This is a genomic window from Pseudomonas sp. S3_G06 (assembly GCF_054667565.1).
The window spans coordinates 839,382-859,449 of the sequence record NZ_CP162738.1 but is presented as its reverse complement, the minus strand read 5'-3'; the positions used below and the strand labels follow the sequence as shown (position 1 = coordinate 859,449).

Here is a 20,068-nt window from a genome sequence, read left to right as displayed (position 1 = left end):
GATGCGCACCGGCCCGTCACGGAAGACGCCCACCCTGGGCCACTGGCTGGCCGGGCTCTGCCTGTTCTTGACCGCGTGGTTGCACGGTGTCGCGGTGCAAGCGGCAGACATTCTGTTGACCGGCGCCGAGGAAAGCCCCGGCGTGCAGGCCTTCGTACAAGCGCTGAGTGAACTGCGCCCGACCGACAATGTGCGGTTCCAGCCGCTGGCCAGTTTGCCGGCACCGGGCAAACTGCCGGCCAGTCTGCGCTTGATCCTCCTAGACCTGCCCAGCCTCGACTGGCGTCTGCAAGACTCACAAGGCCCGTCGACGCTGGTGTTGCGCATCAGCCGCTTGCAGGCGCGCCAGCGTTTCGCCGATGCCCAACCGGCGCGCCTGAGCCTGCTCTGGAGCGACCCACCGCTGAGCCGGCAACTGCAACTCATCCGGCGGATCTTGCCGCAGGCGCGGCGGGTCGGCGTGCTGTTCGATGAGCACGGCGAATTCCTCATTGACGAATTGCGCGCGGCTGCACGGCCGTTGAATCTGGAGATTGTCAGCCAGCGCTGGGACAACATTCACGACAGCCGTCCGCTGCAAGCGGTGCTGAAAAGCAGCGACGTCTTGCTCGGCCTGGATGACCCCGATCTGTACAACTCGCAAACGGCGAAAAACCTCCTGCTCAGCAGCTACTCGCGGCAGGTTGCGCTGATCGGCCCCAACATTGCATTCGTTCGCGCTGGCAGCCTCGCCAGCACCTACAGCGACCAGAGCGACTGGCTGGCGATTCTCGACCATCTGCTCGATCAGCCGACCAGCGCATGGCCGCGAACGCTTTACCCCGCTCGTTTCAAAGTCTCAAGTAATGCGCAGGTGGCTCGTTCCTTAGGCATCGAACCGCTGAATGAAGCATCTGTCGCCAGTGCCTTGGCCGAAGGAGAGCGCCGCCCATGAGTTTTCGTCGCCGTTGGGACATCAACACCCGCACGCAGCTGATCAGCCTCGGCCCGGCGCTGTTGCTGACGTTGCTGTTGATCAGCTTCTTTACCTTCGTGCGCATCCAGGATTTGCGCCAGGAGCTGAACCACACCGGCCAACTGATCGCCAACCAACTCGCCCCGGCCACGGAATACGGGGTGATCTCCGGCAACAACGAAGTGCTGGAAAGCCTGCTCAAGGCGACACTGGCCACGCCCAACGTGCGTTTTCTCGAAGTGCAGGACAGCGCCAACCGGATTCTGGTGTATGTCGAACAACCGGCTGATAGCCACAGCCGCCCGCATCAGGTCGAAGTGTTCCAGGCACCGGTGCGTTTGCAGCGGATCGCCTTGCACAACGACTTCTTCCAGGACGGCAAGGTCAGCAACAGCGCCGCCGGCGAGGATTATCTGGGGCGAGTGATCGTCGGCCTGTCCAACGATGCGTTCAGTCAGCGCCAGCAGGAGATCCTGTTCAAGGCCGGGATTCTCGCGCTGTTCGCCCTGCTCTTCACTTTCGTCGTCGCCCGTCGTTTGGCCGGCAGTCTGTCGCAGCCGATCCGTGACATCGGCGATGCGGTCAAGGCGATTCAGGAAGGCGATTACAAAACCCCGCTGCCGATTGTCGATGACACTGAATTGGGTGCGCTGTCGCAGCACATCAATAACCTCGCCCAGGCGCTGGAGCAGGCCAGTCGCGAACAGCAGCAGGCGATGGCGCAACTGATCCAGACCCGCGAGGAAGCAGAAAAGGCCAACAACGCCAAATCGGATTTCCTGGCGATGATGAGCCATGAACTGCGCACGCCCATGAACGGCGTGCTGGGCATGTTGCAATTGCTCGAAACCACCGAGATGACCGAGGAGCAGGTCGAATACGCCGCGCTCGCCTCGGAGTCGACCGAACATCTGCTCAAGGTCATCAATGACATTCTCGACTTCTCGCGAATCGAGCGTTCGGAGCTGGAGCTGGAGCACATCCCGTTCAATCTCGCCGAGCTGATCGGCGCCTGCGCGCAATCGTTCCAGCACAGCGCAGTGCAGCGAGGCCTGGCGCTGAATCTGCGCATTCCCGACGACATGCGCGGCTTGCAGGTGCAGGGCGATCCGACGCGGATCCGGCAGATTCTGGTCAATCTGGTTGGCAACGCCTTGAAGTTCACCGAGCAGGGCCGGGTCAGCATCGAAGCGCAATGGCAATCGCTGGATCATGAACTGCTGTGGTTCACCTGCTCGGTGCGCGACAGCGGCATCGGCATTTCTTCGGAAAGTCTGGAGCTGATGTTCAATGCCTTCCAGCAGGCCGACAGTTCGATCTCCCGTCGCTACGGTGGCACCGGTCTTGGTCTGCCGATCGCACGGACTTTGGCCGAACGCATGGGCGGCACCTTGCGCGCACAGAGTGAGGAAGGACGCGGTTCGGTATTCACTCTGGAAATTCCATTGGCGCTGTATAAGCAGGCAATGCCAGCGCTGGCCGCGCCGCGCACCCTGAACGGCAGTGGTCAGGGCGAAGGACGCCATGTGTTGCTGGTCGAAGACAACCCGGTCAACCAGACCGTGATCGAAGCGATGCTGCGCAGCCTCGGCTTTGCGGTCAGCGTGGCGACCGATGGCGCGCAAGCGGTGCGCAGTGCCGAGGGTGGCGAATTCGAAGTGATTCTGATGGATTGCCGGCTGCCGATCATCGACGGCTACGAGGCCACGCGGCAGATCCGCGACCTGCCCGGACGCCGCGATGTGCCGATCATCGCGCTGACCGCCAACGCCTTGCAGGGCGATCGCGAAACCTGTCTGGCAGCGGGGATGAACGATTACCTGGCCAAGCCGTTCAAACGCAATGACCTGCAGCAGATTTTGCAGCGCTGGGTGTCGTAGTGTGGGCCTTTCGACCATCTGCGACTGGCGTGAAAAGCGAAAGTGCGGCAGTCTTAGGCACCCGAACGAGCCCCAAAAGGGGCTTGATTAAAAATTTCAGTGCACAAGTGTACATTCATGTCCTTGGTGCTGTGACTTTCACCACAACGCAATAGTCTATGAGTAGGCTGCCGGTTCGAGGCATGAACGCCTTGAACGGTCGGGAAGATCTGCCCCACCTGCCGCATGGGATTATTGAGGAGCTCGCATGACCAAACAAAACGCCTTTACTCGGGAAGACCTGCTGCGCTGCAGTCGCGGTGAGCTGTTCGGCCCAGGTAACGCGCAACTGCCCGCCCCGAACATGCTGATGGTGGATCGCATCACCCATATCAGCGAAGAAGGCGGCAAGTACGGCAAAGGTGAATTGGTCGCCGAGCTGGATATCACCCCTGACCTGTGGTTCTTCGCCTGCCATTTCGAAGGCGATCCGGTAATGCCGGGCTGCCTGGGTCTGGATGCCATGTGGCAACTGGTCGGTTTCTTCCTGGGCTGGCAAGGCCTGCCGGGCCGCGGCCGTGCGCTGGGTTCGGGCGAAGTGAAATTCTTCGGTCAGGTGCTGCCGACCGCCAAGAAAGTCACTTACAACATTCATATCAAACGCGTCCTCAAGGGCAAGCTGAACATGGCCATCGCCGATGGTTCGGTCAGTGTCGACGGACGCGAAATCTATACCGCCGAAGGCCTGCGCGTCGGCGTGTTCACCTCCACTGACAACTTCTAAGGGTTATTCGCATGCGCCGCGTCGTTATCACTGGTCTGGGCATCGTTTCGTGCCTGGGCAATGACAAAGAGACCGTCTCCGCTAACCTGCGTGCAAGCCGCCCTGGCATCCGGTTCAACCCGGAATATGCTGAAATGGGTCTGCGTAGCCAGGTTTCCGGCTCCATCGACCTCAACCTTGAAGAGCTGATCGATCGCAAGATCTATCGCTTCGTCGGCCATGCAGCGGCTTACGCCTACCTGGCCATGAAAGACGCCATCACTGACTCCGGCCTGACCGAAGAGCAGGTGTCCAATCCGCGTACCGGCCTGATCGCTGGTTCCGGTGGTGCTTCCACGCTGAACCAGATGGAAGCGCTGGACATCCTGCGCGAGAAAGGCGTGAAGCGCGTCGGCCCGTACCGCGTCACGCGGACCATGAGCAGCACCGTTTCCGCTTGCCTGGCCACGCCGTTCAAGATCAAGGGCCTGAACTACTCCATCGCTTCTGCCTGCGCCACCAGTGCTCACTGCATCGGTACTGCCATGGAACAGATCCAGATGGGCAAGCAGGACATCGTCTTCGCCGGTGGCGGTGAAGAAGAGCACTGGAGCCAGTCGTTCCTGTTCGACGCGATGGGCGCTCTGTCCAGCAAGCGCAACGACACCCCGGAACAAGCTTCCCGCGCCTACGACAAGGACCGCGACGGTTTCGTCATTGCTGGCGGCGGCGGCATGGTTGTCGTCGAAGAGCTGGAACACGCTCTGGCCCGTGGCGCGAAGATCTACGCCGAGATCGTTGGCTACGGCGCAACGTCCGATGGCTACGACATGGTCGCCCCGAGCGGCGAAGGCGCGATCCGCTGCATGCAGCAGGCGCTGTCCACCGTCGACACCCCGATCGACTACCTGAACACCCATGGCACTTCGACTCCGGTCGGCGACGTTGCGGAAATGAAAGGTGTGCGTGAAGTGTTCGGCGACAAGGCTCCAGCGATCAGCTCGACCAAGAGCCTGTCCGGTCACTCCTTGGGCGCCGCCGGCGTACACGAAGCGATCTACTGCATGCTGATGATGGAAGGCAACTTCATTGCCGGCTCCGCCAACATCGACGAGCTCGACCCGGAAGTGGCCGATCTGCCGGTGCTGACCAAGACCCGCGAGAACGCCACCATCAACACCGTGATGAGCAACAGCTTCGGCTTTGGCGGCACCAACGCCACGCTGGTACTGAAGCGCTGGGAAGGCAAGTAATTCCCCACCGCTGAGCCACACATGAAAACGCCCCGACTGGTTCGGGGCGTTTTTTTTCGTCTGCAGAAAATAGCAGGTTCACCGCAAAACCCTGTGGGAGCGAGCCTGCTCGCGAAGGCGATACTCCAGTCACCCTATCGTCGTCTGACTCACCGAATTCGCGAGCAGGCTCGCTCCCACAGTGGGTTTCCGGGGGGCTCGGGAGATGAAACTTCTGTCATGAAACTTACCACCCTGCGACCGAATGTCGCGGTTTACGCGGCCTCCAGCACTGTTGCGAAATCCGCAACAACACCTTGCGCCAATTGGCGGTTTACTTAGCTGACTAACAAATCCTATAACAGAGTCCTGCACACGCCTTGGTGCAGTAACTTGAGATCTGGAGCTAGCAGATGACTGTAAAAGTAACTGAACGCGACGATTCACACATGTCCCACGAAGGCCTGGCCGCCGGCATCCGTATCTGGGATGTGCATCAACAAGACTTGCTTGTCGGCATGTTCCACAACGAGATCGATGCGCATAACTACAAGGCTGAACTGGAAGTGCAGGAGCAACAAAGAGAACTGAAGTCCGCCTGAAACAACACAGCATTTGAAAACGACAAACCCCGCCATGAGCGGGGTTCGTCGTTGTTACAGCCGTGGATTTACCACATCAGATCGTCAGGGATCTGGTACGCCGCGTACGGATCGTCCTCGGCGTTGACCTCTTCGGTCTGCACGTTGAGCTGGACGATGCGCTGCGGGTCGCGCTCCTGGATCTTCAGCGCTGCTTCACGGGGAATCACTTCATAACCGCCATTGTGGTGCACGATCGCCAGCGAACCGCTGCTGAGCTTGTTGCGCATCAGCGTGTTGACCGAGATGCGCTTGACCTTCTTGTCATCGACGAAGTTGTAGTAGTCCTCGGTGGTCAGCTTGGGCAGACGCGAGACTTCGATCAACTGCTTGACCTGCGCAGCGCGGGCCTTGGCCTCGGCCTTCTCCTGCTGCTGACGGTTCAGCTCCTGGTCGCGCTTGACCTTCTCGGCCATGGCTTCCTGGGCGGCGCGCTGCTGCGAATCGTCCAGCTCGGCCTGGCCTTTGTGGGCCAGGCGCTGTTGCTTCTGCTTGTCTTTGCTGACCTGCTTGGCCTGCTTTTGGTTGACCAGGCCTGCTTTGAGCAACTGGTCGCGAAGGGAAAGGCTCATCAATGCTTACTCACTTGGGCAACGGCTCAGCCGCAGCTGGGCTCATTCTTTTCCTGGCGTTTGGCTTCGCCCCACAGGGCGTCCAACTCTTCGAGGGTGCAATCTTCCATGGGACGGTGGGTGTCGCGCAATGCCTGTTCGATAAAACGGAAACGTCGTTCAAACTTGCCATTGGCGCCGCGCAGGGCGGTTTCCGGATCGACTTTCAAATGCCGGGCCAGATTGACCACGGAAAACAGCAGATCGCCGATCTCGTCGGCCACCGCCACCGGATCATTTTCCGACATGGCTTCGAGCACTTCATCGAGCTCTTCGCGCACCTTGTCGAGCACCGGCAAAGCATCCGGCCAGTCGAAACCGACCTGCGCGGCGCGTTTTTGCAACTTGGCTGAGCGCGACAATGCCGGCAACGTGGCCGGCACGTCGTCGAGCAAGGACAACTGCTCGGGCGCCGAGGCTTTCTCGGCGCGCTCTTCGGCCTTGATCTCTTCCCAGCGCTGCTTGACCTGCTCTTCGCTCAAGCGCGGCACGTCGAGCGGCGCGTACAGATCGCCCGTCGGGAACACATGCGGATGACGGCGGATCAGTTTGCGCGTGATGCTGTCGATCACCCCGGCAAATTCGAACCGCCCCTCTTCCTTGGCCAACTGGCTGTAATACACCACCTGAAACAACAGATCGCCCAACTCGCCCTGCAAATGGTCGAGATCGCCACGTTCGATGGCATCGGCCACTTCGTAGGCTTCTTCGAGGGTGTGCGGGACGATGGTCGCGTAGGTTTGCTTGATGTCCCACGGACAGCCGAACTGCGGATCGCGCAGACGGGACATCAGGTGGAGCAGGTCTTCGAGGCTGTACATCATTTTTCTGTCTCACCACAAAACCATTGTGGGAGCGAGCCTGCTCGCGAAGGCGCTGTGTCTGCAACAAAGATGTCGACTGACACGCCCTCTTCGCGAGCAGGCTCGCTCCCACAGGGAACAATCAATTGCATCACGGGGTGCGGTTACGCCGGGTTTCGATGATGTTCGGCAATTGCGAAATCCGCCCCAGCAGCCGTCCCAGCGCATCCAGTCCGGGGATCTCGATGGTCAGCGACATCAGCGCAGTGTTGTCTTCCTTGTTCGAGCGGGTGTTGACCGCCAGCACGTTGATGCGCTCGTTGAGCAGCACCTGCGAGACGTCACGCAGCAGCCCGGAACGGTCGTAGGCGCGGATGATGATGTCCACCGGATAGGTGAGCACCGGCACCGGCCCCCAACTGACCTGGATGATCCGCTCCGGTTCGCGCCCGCCCAGTTGCAGCACCGAGGCGCAGTCCTGGCGGTGAATGCTCACGCCACGGCCCTGGGTGATGTAACCGACAATCGCATCGCCCGGCAGTGGCTGGCAGCAACCGGCCATTTGCGTCATCAGGTTGCCGACGCCCTGGATCTGGATATCGCCGCGCTTGCCCGGCTTGTAACCGGTGGCCTTGCGCGGGATCAGCTCCAGTTGCTCGTTGCCGCGCTCCGGTTCGACCAGTTGCTGCGCAAGGTTGACCAGATGCGCCTGACGCAGGTCGCCGGCGCCGAGGGCGGCGAACATGTCTTCGGCGGTTTTCATGTTGGCCTTTTCGGCCAGCTTGTCGAAATCCACCGCCGGCAGGCCGAGGCGATTGAGTTCGCGCTCGATCAGGGTTTTACCGGCCGCAACGTTCTGATCGCGAGCCTGCAACTTGAACCAGTGAACGATCTTCGCCCGCGCCCGCGAGGTGGTGACGTAACCGAGGTTCGGGTTCAGCCAGTCGCGGCTCGGCGTGCCGTGCTTGCTGGTGATGATCTCGACCTGCTCGCCGGTCTGCAGGCTGTAGTTCAGCGGCACGATACGGCCGTTGATCTTCGCGCCCCGGCAGTTGTGGCCGATTTCGGTGTGTACCCGATAGGCGAAATCCAGCGGCGTTGCGCCTTTCGGCAAGTCGATGGCGTGACCGTCAGGAGTGAAGATGTAAACCCGATCAGGCTCGATGTCGACGCGCAGTTGCTCGGCCAGACCGCCGATATCACCCAGCTCTTCATGCCATTCGAGGACCTGACGCAGCCAGGAAATCTTCTCTTCGTAATGGTTCGAGCCGGATTTGACGTCGGTGCCCTTGTAGCGCCAGTGCGCGCAGACGCCGAGTTCGGCTTCTTCGTGCATGGAGTGGGTGCGGATCTGCACCTCGAGGACCTTGCCTTCCGGGCCGATCACCGCCGTATGCAGCGAGCGGTAGCCGTTCTCTTTCGGGTTGGCGATGTAGTCGTCGAATTCTTTCGGGATGTGCCGCCACAGTGTGTGGACGATGCCGAGCGCGGTGTAGCAGTCGCGCATTTCCGGCACCAGCACGCGCACCGCGCGAACGTCGTAGATCTGGCTGAATTCCAGACCCTTGCGCTGCATTTTGCGCCAGATCGAGTAGATGTGTTTGGCCCGGCCGCTGATGTCGGCGTCGACGCCGGTGGCCTGCAGTTCGTCCTTGAGCTGGGTCATCACGTCGCTGATGAAGCGCTCGCGGTCCAGCCGCCGCTCGTGGAGCAACTTGGCAATCTGCTTGTATTGATCGGGTTCGAGATAGCGGAAGGACAAGTCCTCCAGTTCCCATTTGATGTGCCCGATGCCGAGGCGATGGGCTAGTGGCGCATAGATGTCGAAGACTTCGCGAGCGACGCGGTTGCGCTTTTCATCGTCGGCGGTTTTCACCGCACGGATGGCGCAGGTGCGTTCGGCCAGTTTGATCAGCGCAACGCGCACGTCATCGACCATGGCCACGAGCATTTTGCGCAGGTTCTCGACCTGCCCTTGCGTGCCCATGACCATCGATTGCCGTGGGCTGAGACTGGCGCTGATGGCCGCCATGCGCTGCACGCCGTCGATCAGCTTGGCCACTACCGGACCGAAGCGCTGGCCGATGGCCGCCAGCTCGATCTGGCCTTCGCGCACGCCGCGATACAAAACGGCGGCGACCAGTGAATCCTGATCGAGCTTGAGGTCGGCGAGGATCTCGGCGATCTCAAGGCCCGTGCTGAAACTGCCGGAGCCTTCGGCCCACAGGTTCTTTTTCGCATTGGACTGCTGTTCGGCCTCGCGAGCGAACTCGCAGGCTTCTTTCAAGGCCTCGCGATCCAGTGCCAGATCGACACTGACCGCGTGATCGAGCCAGGCCTCGAGATTGATACTGCCGTCGGTGTTGATCGGCTGGTGTGCTCTCACCTGTACCATGCTGCTTTACCTTCCCTACGACGCAGATTCAATGCGTCAAATCGCTGATCCTCAGTGTCCGTTCGCGCTCGCGGGGCTCAGGCGAGCGCTGCGCGGACAGATCAGACGGATTCAGACGAGCCGTCCTGGCTCGCTTCAAATAACGCCATGGCCTCGACATGTGCCGTCTGAGGAAACATATCGAGAATCCCGGCACGTTTTAACCGGTAGCCCTGCTTGATCAATTCCTGCGTGTCGCGCGCCAGCGTGGCCGGGTTGCACGACACGTATACCAACCGCTTGGCACCCAGGGTCGCGAGCTTGCGCACCACCTCGAAAGCACCGTCACGCGGTGGGTCCAAGAGTACCGCAGAAAAGCCGTTTCCGATCCACTGGGCATCGCTCAAAGGCTGGGATAAATCGGCTTGAAAAAACTTTGTGTTATGCAAATTGTTACTGACGGCGTTGGCAGCGGCCCGCTCGACCATGGTCTGCACGCCCTCCACAGCCACCACTTCACGGACGCTTTTGGCCAGCGGTAGCGCAAAATTTCCCAACCCGCAAAACAGGTCGAGCACGCGTTCTTCAGCCGTCGGTTTCAGCCAGTCCAGCGCCTGGGCGATCATCGCTTCGTTGACCCCGGCGTTGACCTGAACAAAATCTCCCGGCCGATAAGCCAGCTCGAGATTCCACTGTTCCAGGCGATAACCGAGGCTCTGACCGGCCTCGACCGGTTGCGGTTCACCTTCGCCATGCAACCACAACTGCGCTTCATGAAACCGGCAGAAATCCTTGAGGATGCTCAGATCCGCTTCGGACAACGGCGCCATGTGTCGCAGCAATACCGCCAGTGATGAGCCGCTGAACAACTCGACATGGCCCAACGCTTGCGGTTTGCTCAGGCGCCGCAGCATCTCCGGCAAGCGGGTCATGATCGGCTGCAAGGGCTGTACCAGCACCGGGCATTCGCTGATCGCGACGATGTCCTGACTGCCGGCGGCGCGGAAACCTACTTCGAGTTTCTTTGCCTTCATGTCCCAGCGCACGGCGATCCGCGCGCGCCGACGGTAACCGAATTCCGGGCCGGTCAGCGGCGCCGCCCATTCTTCAGGTTCGACAGCGGCCACCCGCGACAATTGCTCGGCGAGCATGCGCTGTTTCAGGGCGAGCTGTTCGTCGTGGGGCAAGTGCTGAACGCTGCAACCGCCACAGCGACCAAAGTGCGCGCACGCTGCCGGACGACGCAATTCGCTGGCAATGAATACCCGTTCGGTACGCGCCTCGACCACTTTGCCGTGGGCGCCGAGCACCCGTGCTTCGACCTCTTCACCGGCAAGGGCGCCGAGGACGAACCAGGTTTTGCCTTCGAAAAACGCGATACCGCGACCGTCATTGGCCAGGCGCTCGATACTCAAGCGCTGCTTTTTGCCGGTCGGGATCTGTGGCGCCTTGCTGCCGCCGGTGGGCTGGAAGCGCAGGCCTCTCTCGTGTTTGGCCATCAGTTCGGCGCGTCGAAAATGCCGGTCGACAGGTAACGGTCGCCACGGTCGCAGATGATCGCGACGATCACCGCGTTTTCAACTTCTTTGGACAAGCGCAGCATCGCTGCCACCGCACCGCCCGAGGACACGCCGCAGAAGATGCCTTCTTCGCGGGCCAAGCGCCGGGTGACGTCTTCGGCTTCGCTTTGCGCCATGTCGACGATGCGATCGACGCGGTCAGCCTGATAAATCTTCGGCAGGTATTCCTGCGGCCAGCGGCGGATGCCGGGAATGGCCGAGCCTTCCATCGGTTGCAGACCGACGATCTGCACGCTGTCGCTCTGCTCTTTGAGGTAGCGCGACACGCCCATGATGGTGCCGGTGGTGCCCATCGAACTGACGAAATGGGTGATGCTGCCCTGGGTCTGACGCCAGATTTCCGGGCCGGTGGTGGTGTAGTGCGCTTCCGGGTTGTCGCCATTGGCGAACTGGTCGAGCACCTTGCCACGGCCTTCGGCTTCCATACGCTGGGCCAGATCGCGGGCGCCTTCCATGCCCTCTTCCTGAGTCACCAGGATCAGCTCGGCGCCATAAGCGGTCATCGCCGCCTTGCGCTCGGCGCTGGAGTTGTCCGGCATGATCAGGATCATCTTGTAACCCTTGATCGCAGCGGCCATCGCCAGCGCGATGCCGGTGTTGCCGGAGGTCGCCTCGATCAGCGTATCGCCGGGATTGATCTGCCCGCGCAACTCGGCGCGAGTGATCATCGACAACGCCGGGCGGTCCTTGACCGAACCCGCCGGGTTGTTCCCTTCGAGCTTGAGCAAAAGGGTGTTGCTGGTGGCGCCGGGCAGGCGCTGCAAACGCACCAGCGGCGTGTTGCCGACGCAATCGGCGATGGTTGGGTACTGCAGGGTCATGGCGTATTCGCAATCCAGACGTGCGGGGGCGCCTATCATACCGGCAAACCCGCGCAGGCCATATCACGCAAAGTGCGGTGCTTATGGTTTATGGGAATAAGGGACAAAAGTCTCACCAGTGGTGAGACTTTTATTTGCGCAACACTCAGTTCTCGTGGTGCTGCTTGGAATTCGCGAGCAGGCTCGCTCCCACAGGGGATGAGTGTTGCTTATGCGATCTGCGGCGAATGCACAGCCATTGTGGGAGCGAGCCTGCTCGCGAAGGCGTCCGCATGGGCGACGCCGTCATCCGCCAACAAGCGCAAATTCAACCGCAGCCCCGCCCCGGTATTTTCCGCCCAGAGCAACCCGCCCTGGCGCTGCACCGCATTGCGCGCAATGCTCAATCCCAGCCCAAACCCACCATCCCCGGGTCTCGATCCGTCCAATCGAATGAACGGCGAAAAGATCCGCTGAAGATCTTCGTCAGCCACGCCGCCGCCCTGATCCTCCAGCCACAAATGCCAATACTCGCCATCGCGCCGTGCATCGAGACGCACGATGCCGCCCTCGGGCGAGTGACGAATGGCGTTGCGCAGGATGTTTTCCAGCGCCTGCGCCAGGGTATTGAGGTTGCCGCGCACCCAGCACGATGCTTCGACCGAGCATTGCAGTTGCAGACTCGGCCAGCCGCTTTCATAACAGGCGTTGTCGGTGAGCATTTCCCACAGGGCCTGAATCTGGATCGCTTCATTTGGTAACGGCGAGCGGTCGGTGTCGAGCCAGGCCAGTTGCAGGGTGTCTTCGACCAAACGTTGCATGCCGTCGACTTCGCGGCCGATGCGTTCGCGCAGTTGCGCCAGGCTCTGTTCGCTTTCGCTGGCCACGCGCAGGCGGCTCAGCGGCGTGCGCAGTTCGTGGGACAAGTCACGCAATAACTGCTGCTGCAAGGCGATCGTGCTTTGCAGGCGCTCGGACATGGAATCGAAGGCCCGCGCCAGCTCACCGAGTTCATCCGGGCGCTGGGTGATGCCGCTCGACAGGCGCACATTCAACTGGTCGGCGCGCCAGGCGTTGGCCTGTTCGCGCAGGTTGTTCAGCGGCACCACCAACAGGCGGTACAAGCCGACGCAGAGCAACAGAGTGAACAACCCGGGAATCACGCCGTTGGTGATCACCCGCCAGAACACACGGTACTTGCCCGGAACAAAGCGCTCGGGCAACTCGATGACCAGAATGCCGGCGGCCGGATCCTGCGGGAACGGTACCCGCAGCCAAGGTCGGCCCTTCTTGTGGATCGGCCAGTCGAGGCCGCGCAGGAAGGTCAGGTGCTGCACCTCCGCGGCGTTCAACGGCTGGCTGCTCAGCGACTGCAAATCAGCGCCGATCACGCCGACCCAACTGGCCTCGCGCAATTCCATGCTCTGCAACCAGTCATCGACGCCATTGCGCCCGCCGCGCTGCCACGCCTGTTCGGCTTGCGCGGCATAACGGCTGAGGGTGCTGCGCGCGTCACTGGAGAGAAACTGATTGCGCTCCTCCATGTAGCGGCCCCACGACCAGCTCAGCCAGATCATCAGCAGACAGAACGCCACCAGCAGGCACGCCAGTTTCCAGAACAGCGAATGCCGCCCCGGCAGTTCAGACAGTTTCATCGGCGCCGCTCAAGACGTAGCCCTTGCCCCACACCGTGCGCACTTCGCGCTCGGTGTAACCGATGGCTTTGAGTTTGCGACGGATCTGGCTGATGTGCATGTCGAGGCTGCGGTCGTGCGCCGCAAAGCCGCGTTGCAGGACGTGCTGATAAAGGAAGGCCTTGCTCAGCACTTCCTCGTTGTTGCGGTGCAGGGTTTCCAGCAGACGGAATTCGCTGCGGGTCAGCCCGGCGGCTTGCTCGCGGAAAAACACATCGCACTGTTCGTCATCGAAACGCAGGGTACCGCTGACCACCGCAGCGCTAACCGCAGGCGGGCGCCGATCCAGCGCCACCCGGCGCAGGATCGCTTCGATGCGCACATGCAACTCGGCCATGCTGAACGGCTTGGGCAGATAGTCATCGGCGCCGAGGCGGAAACCGCTGATGCGATCGGCCTCGGCACCCAGCGCCGACATCAGCAACACCGGCGTCGAATGGCTCTGGCGCAATTGCGTCAACAACTGCAGACCATCGAGCCCCGGCAGCAGAATATCCATCAGCACGACATCGAAAGGCTGACGCTGGGCGATGTTCAGACCTTCCTGGCCGTTCTGGCACCAGGTCACCTGAAAACCGCTGCGGCCCAGATGCTCGTGCACATACGCGCCGAGGACCGGATCGTCTTCAATGGAAAGGATGCGTGGCTGGCCAACGGAAACAGGAGTCATGAGTATCTGCAAGTAATTCTCAGTTGGCGGATTATTCAAGATTGTCCGACAGCGGGCAACACAAGCTTGGCCTGTCGGACGAACGAGTGCGTGGGCGGCGCTGCATTTTCCGCAAGATTGCCCGCCTGCAAATCGCTACACTGCGCCCATGTCGCGTGCCGGATGCACGCATGTGTCAACAGATCAGCGGGATGCGGGAGATAGGCGTGCTCAAGAAACTGGGAATCAAAGGTCGCGTGCTGTTGCTGACCTTGTTGCCGACCAGCCTGATGGCGCTGGTGCTGGGTGGCTATTTCACCTGGACGCAGCAGACCGACCTGCACAGCCAATTGATGCAGCGCGGCGAAATGATCGCCGAGCAACTGGCGCCGCTGGTGGCGCCGGCGATGGGTCACGGCGACGCCGATCTGCTTGAACGCATCGCCACCCAGTCCCTTGAACAACCCGACGTGCGCGCGGTGACCTTCCTCGCGGCGGACCGCTCGCCACTGGCCCACGCCGGGCCGACCATGCTCAATCAAGCGCCAAGCGGCGACAGCGCGCTGCTGCAACGACGCAGCGGCAATGACGCGACGCGCTACCTGATGCCGGTGTTCGGCAAGCACCGCAACCTCGCCGGCGAAATCATTCCCGAAGAATCCGAACGCCTGCTCGGCTGGGTCGAGCTGGAGCTGTCGCACAACGGCATGTTGCTGCGCGGCTATCGCAGCCTGTTCGCTAGCCTGCTGCTGATCGCCGCCGGACTTGCCGGCGCCGCCCTCCTCGCATTGCGCATGGGCCGCACCATCAATCGTCCGCTGAGCCAGATCAAACAAGCAGTTGCGCAGCTCAAGGACGGTCATCTGGAAACCCGCTTGCCGCCCCTCGGCAGCCAGGAACTGGATGAACTGGCCTCGGGTATCAACCGCATGGCCGGCACCCTGCAGAACGCTCGTGAAGAATTGCAGCACAGCGTCGATCAGGCCACCGAGGACGTGCGGCAGAATCTGGAAACCATCGAGATACAGAACATCGAGCTGGACCTGGCGCGCAAAGAAGCGCTGGAAGCCAGCCGGATCAAATCCGAATTCCTCGCCAACATGAGCCACGAGATCCGCACGCCGCTCAACGGCATTCTCGGCTTCACTCACCTGTTGCAGAAAAGCGAACTGACCCCGCGCCAGCTCGACTATCTGGGCACCATCGAAAAGTCTGCCGACAGCCTGTTGGGAATCATCAACGAGATTCTCGATTTCTCGAAAATCGAGGCCGGCAAACTGGTACTCGATCACATTCCGTTCAACCTGCGCGACCTGTTGCAGGACACCCTGACCATCCTCGCTCCGGCCGCGCACGCCAAGCAGCTTGAGCTGGTCAGCCTGGTCTATCGCGATACGCCGCTGTCGCTGGTCGGCGATCCGCTGCGCCTGAAGCAGATCCTCACCAATCTGGTCAGCAACGCGATCAAGTTCACCCGCGAAGGCACCATCGTCGCCCGGGCGATGCTCGAAGACGAACACGAAGACAGCGTGCAACTGCGCATCAGCATTCAGGACACCGGCATCGGTCTGTCGAGTCAGGATGTCCGCGCGCTGTTCCAGGCTTTCAGTCAGGCCGACAATTCGCTGTCGCGCCAACCCGGCGGCACCGGCCTGGGGCTGGTGATTTCCAAGCGCCTGATCGAACAGATGGGCGGCGAGATCGGCGTCGACAGCACGCCGGGCGAAGGTTCGGAATTCTGGATCAGCCTGAGCCTGCCCAAGACCCGCGACGATGCCGAAGACCTGCCCGCCGCGCCATTGCTCGGGCGCCGTGTGGCGGTGCTGGAAAATCACGAACTGGCGCGTCAGGCCTTGCAACATCAGCTGGAAGACTGCGGACTGCAAGTGACGCCGTTCAACACTCTGGAGAGCCTGAGCAATGGCGTCACCGGCGCGCATCAGACCGATCAGGCGATCGATCTGGCGGTGATCGGTATCACCAGCAACGACATGCTCCCGGAGCGTTTGAACCAGCACATCTGGGACCTCGAACACCTGGGCTGCAAAGTGCTGGTGCTGTGCCCGACCACCGAACAGACGCTGTTTCACCTGTCGGTACCCAACCCGCACAGCCAGCTGCAGGCCAAACCGGCGTGTACGCGCAAATTGCGCCGGGCGCTGTCCGATCTGGTCAATCCGCGCCAGACCCGCAGCGAACCGGGCGAGCCGCTGTCCAGCCGTGCGCCGCGCGTGCTGTGTGTCGACGACAACCCGGCGAATCTGCTGCTGGTGCAGACCCTGCTCGAAGACATGGGCGCCCGCGTGCTCGCGGTGGAAAGCGGTTACGCAGCAGTCAAAGCCGTGCAGAGCGAATCTTTCGATCTGGTGTTGATGGACGTGCAGATGCCGGGCATGGACGGTCGCCAGACCACTGAAACCATTCGCCAGTGGGAAAGCGAGCGGCATTGCACGCCGCTGCCGATCGTCGCCCTCACGGCCCATGCCATGGCCAATGAAAAACGCGCGCTGCTGCAAAGCGGCATGGACGACTACCTGACCAAACCGATCAGCGAGCGGCAACTGGCGCAGGTGGTGTTGAAGTGGACCGGACTGGCCCTGCGCAATCAGGCCCCGGAGCGCAGCGGCGACAGCACGGCGAGTCAGCAGGAACTGCCAGTGCTCGATCACGAAGAAGGCTTGCGTCTGGCGGCCGGTAAGGCGGATCTGGCGGCGGACATGCTCGCCATGCTGCTGGCGTCGCTGGAAGCCGACCGCGAAGCGATACGCGCCGCGCGTGACAGCCACGACCAGAATGCCCTGCTCGAACGCGTGCACCGCTTGCATGGCGCGACCCGTTATTGCGGCGTGCCACAACTGCGCGCCGCCTGCCAGCGCAGCGAAACCCTGCTCAAGCAGGACGATCCGAAAGCCGCCGCCGCACTGGATGAACTGGAGCGCTCGATCAATCGACTCGCGGCGCAGGCGCGCATCAGCGCCTGATCCACGGCAAGGCACGGCGCGCGCAAAGCGCTACAGTTGTCGCGGGCGATTGCGGCCCGCGTCGATGTTCCAGGAGGATTCATGCGCACGATCATTTTCAGCAGCCAGACCTACGACCGCGACAGCTTTCTCGGCGCCGACTGCCCGGCCGGGCTTGAATTGCATTTTCAAGCGGCGCGGCTCAGCCTCGATACGGCGGCATTGGCCGAGCAGCACGAAGTGGTCTGTGCGTTCATCAATGACGACCTCAGCGCCCCGGTGCTCGAACGCCTCGCTGCCGGCGGCACGCGGCTGGTTGCCCTGCGTTCGGCGGGTTACAACCATGTCGACCTGCCGGCGGCGAAACGCCTTGGCCTGGCCGTCGTGCGCGTGCCGGCCTACTCGCCGCACGCCGTGGCCGAACATGCGGTGGCGCTGATCCTCGCCCTCAATCGTCGTTTGCATCGCGCCTACAACCGCACCCGCGAAGGCGATTTCAGCCTGCATGGCCTGACCGGTTTCGATCTGGTCGGCAAGACCGTCGGCATCGTCGGCACCGGACAGATCGGCGCAACGTTCGCGAAAATCATGCACGGCTTCGGCTGTGAACTGCTCGCTTACGATCCGTATCCCAATCCCGAGGTGCTGGCCTTGGGCGCACGTTATCTGAGCCTGCCGGAGTTGCTCGCGCAATCACGGATCATCAGCCTGCATTGCCCGCTCAACGAACAGAGCAAGCACCTGATCAATCGCGACTCACTGGCGCACATGCAGGCCGGGGCGATGCTGATCAACACCGGGCGCGGCGGGCTGGTCGACACGCCAGCGCTGATCGACGCGCTGAAGGACGGCCAACTCGGTTATCTGGGGCTGGATGTTTACGAGGAAGAGGCGCAGCTGTTTTTCGAGGATCGCTCCGACCTGCCGTTGCAGGACGATGTGCTGGCGCGTCTGCTGACGTTTCCCAACGTGATCATCACCGCGCATCAGGCGTTTCTGACCCGCGAGGCGCTGGGCGCGATTGCCGCGACCACCCTGCACAACATCGCGACCTGGGCGGCAGGTGCGCCGCAGAACCAGGTCGAGGGTTGAACCGTTTTACTTGGACAGCGAAGACGCCAGGATCAGCAAGCCCAGCCAGCCGAAACCGAGCAGGCGCTGCTTGCTCGAATGGCCGTTGCGCAGCAGGAACCAGACAAAAAACGCCGGTAGCAGAAACACCATGATTTTCAGCCAGCCCTCCACCGGGCGGCTGCCATCGGCGTTGAGCGGTTGTTGTTCCTGGCGTGCTTGTTCCGCAGCCTGCTGACGACGGCGACGTCCCGCCGCTGCCGGCATCACTTTGGGTAAAGGCTCGGGCACTGGCGGCGCAACCGCCTCGGGCACTGCGTTGTTGCGTGGCAGGCTGCCGAAGGAAATCGTCGAGGCTTGCACCGGTGCCGCCGTCGATTGCGCCTGCATGGCGGCGTGCTCGGCCATCGGCGCGCCGCAGTGAATGCACACCAGCGCTTCGGAACTGATGCTCCGCTTGCATTCATAACATTCGATCAGCGCCATGTTCCGTTCCTTCAGATTCGGGGGCCGGCAGTTTGCCATGACTGTCGGCGCATTTGAACCGGATCGAAGGTCGCACGCGTGCATCATTCTGCAATCGAGCCCGTGCTAGCATGTCGCGCATATTTGGAGGACCCATGGTCGAACACGATTTCCGCTACACCCTGATGAACCCGCAACACACCCTCACCGAATGCCGCGCCCTGGTTCCGGGCCGCTATCAGGTGACCGGCAACGGTGGCTCGATCCGTATCGGCGATGCCCTGTTGGTCACGCTCAAAGGCAGCAAGGATTTGTCCATGCGCCTGACCGTCGACACGGTGCGCCACCTGATCAATCCGCCAGGCCAATGGACCGCAATGACCACAGGCCCGGTGTTCGGCGAACTGGCCATTCACACCTGGCAGGTCAACTGCGACAGCTGCGCGAAAGAGCTGAGCTTCGAATTCGCCGTGGATGCCAAACTCGGCAAGACCGCCGAGAAACCTGCCGCCACCGCGCGCATCGCCGAGCTGGGCTGGAAAGCCGTCGGCGACAAGCACCTGTGCCCGAAATGCCAGGAGCCTGCGTGATGAAACGCCTCGCCCTGACCGCACTGATCAGTGTCGGCCTGGTTGGTTGCGCCGCAGAGCCGGTGCAACTGCAGCACAACCGCAGCTATATTCTGGAATGGATCGGCGAGCGGCCACTGATGGATTACAGCCATCTGACCGTGACCCTCGGCGATGACGGCCGCGCCTACGGCAACGGCGGCTGCAACCATTGGTTCGCGCCGTATACGCAGGACGGCGACAAGCTGAGCTTCGGCAAGATCGGCAAGACTCGCAAGCTCTGCGCCCCGGCGTTGATGGAGCAGGAACAACGCTTCTTGCAGGCGCTGGAAAAAGTCGAGCGCTGGGACATTTCGCCAATCGAGCAGATACGCTTCTGGCCGGCTCAAGGCAAACCGTTGCGCTGGTGGCTGGAAGAGGGCTGAGCCCCTTCTACGCCCGCAGGGGGTTACCTGTGGTGAGGGGATTCATCCCCGTTGGGTCGCGAAGCGGCCCCCTGCGCAGTTCCAGGCGAACTGCAAATTCAGGGCTGCTACGCAGCCCAACGGGGATGAATCCCCTCGCCACAGGTTACTTGTTCCGCAACGCCTCCAGCTTCGCCAGCACCCCCGCCGCCGTCTGCTCACCCAGCAACTGTTCACGCACCTTGCCCTTGTCATCAATGATGAAGGTCACCGGCAGCGCCTCACTGCGCGGCAGGTCGAACAGCTCGGCCGGATCCTGCGCCAGCACGGTGAACTTGATGCCGAGCTTTTCACTCGCCTCTTTTAATTCCGCGCCCTGAACGTTGTCGAAGTTGACCCCGAACACCCCGACATTCTTGCTCTTGAGCTCATCAGCCAAATGATTCAGCTCAGGGATTTCCGTACGGCACGGGCCACACCATTCGGCCCAGTAGTTAAGCACCACCCACTGTTTGTCCAGACGTTCGGACGCAACCTTCTGGCCGTTCTGGTCGATGCCGTAATCATTGCCGCAGCCCCCCAGCATCAACGCCCCGATTATCGTCAATGCCGCTGCCAATCGCCGTGTCATGTCGTGT

18 protein-coding genes are annotated in these 20,068 nt (G+C 61.7%); 9 read left to right on the top strand and 9 right to left on the bottom strand.

Going from position 1 to position 20,068, the window contains the following annotated elements:
* Position 1: 1 nt before the first annotated feature.
* From AB4N47_RS03890 to AB4N47_RS03870, 5 genes are all read left to right on the top strand, one after another.
* The gene (locus AB4N47_RS03890; RefSeq protein ID WP_341639010.1) at positions 2–934 is read left to right on the top strand and encodes an ABC transporter substrate-binding protein; all 933 of its coding nucleotides are present in this window, start codon (positions 2–4) and stop codon (positions 932–934) included.
* On the top strand, positions 931–2,835 hold the full coding sequence (locus AB4N47_RS03885) for an ATP-binding protein (RefSeq protein ID WP_016773649.1): 1,905 nt from the start codon (positions 931–933) through the stop codon (positions 2,833–2,835). Before AB4N47_RS03890 ends, AB4N47_RS03885 begins: the two co-directional genes overlap by 4 nt.
* Before the next feature lie 247 nt (positions 2,836–3,082).
* Complete coding sequence (fabA, locus tag AB4N47_RS03880) at positions 3,083–3,598, top strand: 3-hydroxyacyl-[acyl-carrier-protein] dehydratase FabA (RefSeq protein WP_011060067.1); 516 nt, start codon at positions 3,083–3,085, stop codon at positions 3,596–3,598.
* Positions 3,599–3,609: 11 nt separating this feature from the next.
* Positions 3,610–4,830, top strand: coding sequence for a beta-ketoacyl-ACP synthase I (gene fabB, locus AB4N47_RS03875; protein ID WP_016773647.1), 1,221 nt, complete (start codon positions 3,610–3,612; stop codon positions 4,828–4,830).
* Between the two features lie 392 nt (positions 4,831–5,222).
* Positions 5,223–5,411, top strand: coding sequence for a hypothetical protein (locus tag AB4N47_RS03870; RefSeq protein ID WP_016773646.1), 189 nt, complete (start codon positions 5,223–5,225; stop codon positions 5,409–5,411).
* A gap of 68 nt (positions 5,412–5,479) precedes the next feature.
* Here AB4N47_RS03870 and AB4N47_RS03865 read toward each other — a convergent pair whose 3' ends face one another.
* The 7 genes from AB4N47_RS03865 to AB4N47_RS03835 form a co-directional block, all read right to left on the bottom strand.
* Positions 5,480–6,022 carry a DUF2058 domain-containing protein gene (locus AB4N47_RS03865; RefSeq protein WP_016773645.1) on the bottom strand — a complete coding sequence of 181 codons (543 nt, stop codon included), beginning with the start codon at positions 6,020–6,022 and terminating at the stop codon, positions 5,480–5,482.
* Positions 6,023–6,048: 26 nt separating this feature from the next.
* Positions 6,049–6,882, bottom strand: a complete 834-nt coding sequence (gene mazG / locus AB4N47_RS03860; protein WP_341639009.1) for a nucleoside triphosphate pyrophosphohydrolase — start codon at positions 6,880–6,882, stop codon at positions 6,049–6,051.
* Positions 6,883–7,015: 133 nt separating this feature from the next.
* Positions 7,016–9,259: a GTP diphosphokinase gene (relA, locus tag AB4N47_RS03855; protein WP_041479585.1), complete on the bottom strand. Its 2,244-nt coding sequence runs from the start codon at positions 9,257–9,259 to the stop codon at positions 7,016–7,018.
* A 101-nt stretch (positions 9,260–9,360) separates the two neighbouring features.
* On the bottom strand, positions 9,361–10,737 hold the full coding sequence (gene rlmD / locus AB4N47_RS03850; RefSeq protein ID WP_341639008.1) for a 23S rRNA (uracil(1939)-C(5))-methyltransferase RlmD: 1,377 nt from the start codon (positions 10,735–10,737) through the stop codon (positions 9,361–9,363).
* Positions 10,737–11,639, bottom strand: a complete 903-nt coding sequence (gene cysM, locus AB4N47_RS03845) for a cysteine synthase CysM (protein ID WP_039757833.1) — start codon at positions 11,637–11,639, stop codon at positions 10,737–10,739. The genes rlmD and cysM overlap by 1 nt, the downstream gene beginning before the upstream one ends.
* A gap of 209 nt (positions 11,640–11,848) precedes the next feature.
* The gene (locus tag AB4N47_RS03840) at positions 11,849–13,273 is read right to left on the bottom strand and encodes a sensor histidine kinase (protein ID WP_341639007.1); all 1,425 of its coding nucleotides are present in this window, start codon (positions 13,271–13,273) and stop codon (positions 11,849–11,851) included.
* A complete protein-coding gene (locus tag AB4N47_RS03835; protein WP_460154422.1) occupies positions 13,260–13,982 on the bottom strand; it encodes a response regulator transcription factor in 723 nt (240 codons plus the stop codon). Before AB4N47_RS03835 ends, AB4N47_RS03840 begins: the two co-directional genes overlap by 14 nt.
* A gap of 206 nt (positions 13,983–14,188) precedes the next feature.
* Between AB4N47_RS03835 and AB4N47_RS03830 the strand changes: the two genes are divergently transcribed.
* Together AB4N47_RS03830 and AB4N47_RS03825 are read left to right on the top strand one after the other, a co-directional pair.
* Positions 14,189–16,942 carry a response regulator gene (locus tag AB4N47_RS03830; RefSeq protein WP_122707654.1) on the top strand — a complete coding sequence of 918 codons (2,754 nt, stop codon included), beginning with the start codon at positions 14,189–14,191 and terminating at the stop codon, positions 16,940–16,942.
* Between the two features lie 81 nt (positions 16,943–17,023).
* A complete protein-coding gene (locus AB4N47_RS03825) occupies positions 17,024–18,013 on the top strand; it encodes a 2-hydroxyacid dehydrogenase (RefSeq protein ID WP_341639005.1) in 990 nt (329 codons plus the stop codon).
* 6 nt (positions 18,014–18,019) lie between these two features.
* Here the strand turns inward: AB4N47_RS03825 and AB4N47_RS03820 are convergent, their stop codons facing one another.
* Positions 18,020–18,478, bottom strand: a complete 459-nt coding sequence (locus AB4N47_RS03820) for a hypothetical protein (RefSeq protein ID WP_341639004.1) — start codon at positions 18,476–18,478, stop codon at positions 18,020–18,022.
* A gap of 134 nt (positions 18,479–18,612) precedes the next feature.
* Here AB4N47_RS03820 and AB4N47_RS03815 point away from each other — a divergent pair, with 134 nt between their 5' ends.
* Together AB4N47_RS03815 and AB4N47_RS03810 are read left to right on the top strand one after the other, a co-directional pair.
* On the top strand, positions 18,613–19,047 hold the full coding sequence (locus tag AB4N47_RS03815) for a hypothetical protein (protein ID WP_039757838.1): 435 nt from the start codon (positions 18,613–18,615) through the stop codon (positions 19,045–19,047).
* Entirely contained in the window at positions 19,047–19,451 is a 405-nt protein-coding gene (locus AB4N47_RS03810; protein ID WP_341639003.1) for an META domain-containing protein, read from the top strand. The genes AB4N47_RS03815 and AB4N47_RS03810 overlap by 1 nt, the downstream gene beginning before the upstream one ends.
* Positions 19,452–19,596: 145 nt before the next feature.
* Here AB4N47_RS03810 and AB4N47_RS03805 read toward each other — a convergent pair whose 3' ends face one another.
* On the bottom strand, positions 19,597–20,061 hold the full coding sequence (locus tag AB4N47_RS03805) for a TlpA disulfide reductase family protein (RefSeq protein ID WP_123443635.1): 465 nt from the start codon (positions 20,059–20,061) through the stop codon (positions 19,597–19,599).
* Between the last annotated feature and the right edge of the window lie 7 nt (positions 20,062–20,068).

Excerpts from the sequence above, each read along its gene's own strand:
- AB4N47_RS03890 (WP_341639010.1), top strand. The coding sequence starts at position 2 with ATGCGCACCGGCCCGTCACGGAAGACGCCCACCCTGGGCCACTGGCTG.
- AB4N47_RS03885 (WP_016773649.1), top strand. The coding sequence starts at position 931 with ATGAGTTTTCGTCGCCGTTGGGACATCAACACCCGCACGCAGCTGATC.
- fabA (WP_011060067.1), top strand. The coding sequence starts at position 3,083 with ATGACCAAACAAAACGCCTTTACTCGGGAAGACCTGCTGCGCTGCAGT.
- fabB (WP_016773647.1), top strand. The coding sequence starts at position 3,610 with ATGCGCCGCGTCGTTATCACTGGTCTGGGCATCGTTTCGTGCCTGGGC.
- AB4N47_RS03870 (WP_016773646.1), top strand. The coding sequence starts at position 5,223 with ATGACTGTAAAAGTAACTGAACGCGACGATTCACACATGTCCCACGAA.
- AB4N47_RS03865 (WP_016773645.1), bottom strand. The coding sequence starts at position 6,022 with ATGAGCCTTTCCCTTCGCGACCAGTTGCTCAAAGCAGGCCTGGTCAAC.
- mazG (WP_341639009.1), bottom strand. The coding sequence starts at position 6,882 with ATGTACAGCCTCGAAGACCTGCTCCACCTGATGTCCCGTCTGCGCGAT.
- relA (WP_041479585.1), bottom strand. The coding sequence starts at position 9,259 with ATGGTACAGGTGAGAGCACACCAGCCGATCAACACCGACGGCAGTATC.
- rlmD (WP_341639008.1), bottom strand. The coding sequence starts at position 10,737 with ATGGCCAAACACGAGAGAGGCCTGCGCTTCCAGCCCACCGGCGGCAGC.
- cysM (WP_039757833.1), bottom strand. The coding sequence starts at position 11,639 with ATGACCCTGCAGTACCCAACCATCGCCGATTGCGTCGGCAACACGCCG.
- AB4N47_RS03840 (WP_341639007.1), bottom strand. The coding sequence starts at position 13,273 with ATGAAACTGTCTGAACTGCCGGGGCGGCATTCGCTGTTCTGGAAACTG.
- AB4N47_RS03835 (WP_460154422.1), bottom strand. The coding sequence starts at position 13,982 with ATGACTCCTGTTTCCGTTGGCCAGCCACGCATCCTTTCCATTGAAGAC.
- AB4N47_RS03825 (WP_341639005.1), top strand. The coding sequence starts at position 17,024 with ATGCGCACGATCATTTTCAGCAGCCAGACCTACGACCGCGACAGCTTT.
- AB4N47_RS03820 (WP_341639004.1), bottom strand. The coding sequence starts at position 18,478 with ATGGCGCTGATCGAATGTTATGAATGCAAGCGGAGCATCAGTTCCGAA.
- AB4N47_RS03815 (WP_039757838.1), top strand. The coding sequence starts at position 18,613 with ATGGTCGAACACGATTTCCGCTACACCCTGATGAACCCGCAACACACC.
- AB4N47_RS03810 (WP_341639003.1), top strand. The coding sequence starts at position 19,047 with ATGAAACGCCTCGCCCTGACCGCACTGATCAGTGTCGGCCTGGTTGGT.
- AB4N47_RS03805 (WP_123443635.1), bottom strand. The coding sequence starts at position 20,061 with ATGACACGGCGATTGGCAGCGGCATTGACGATAATCGGGGCGTTGATG.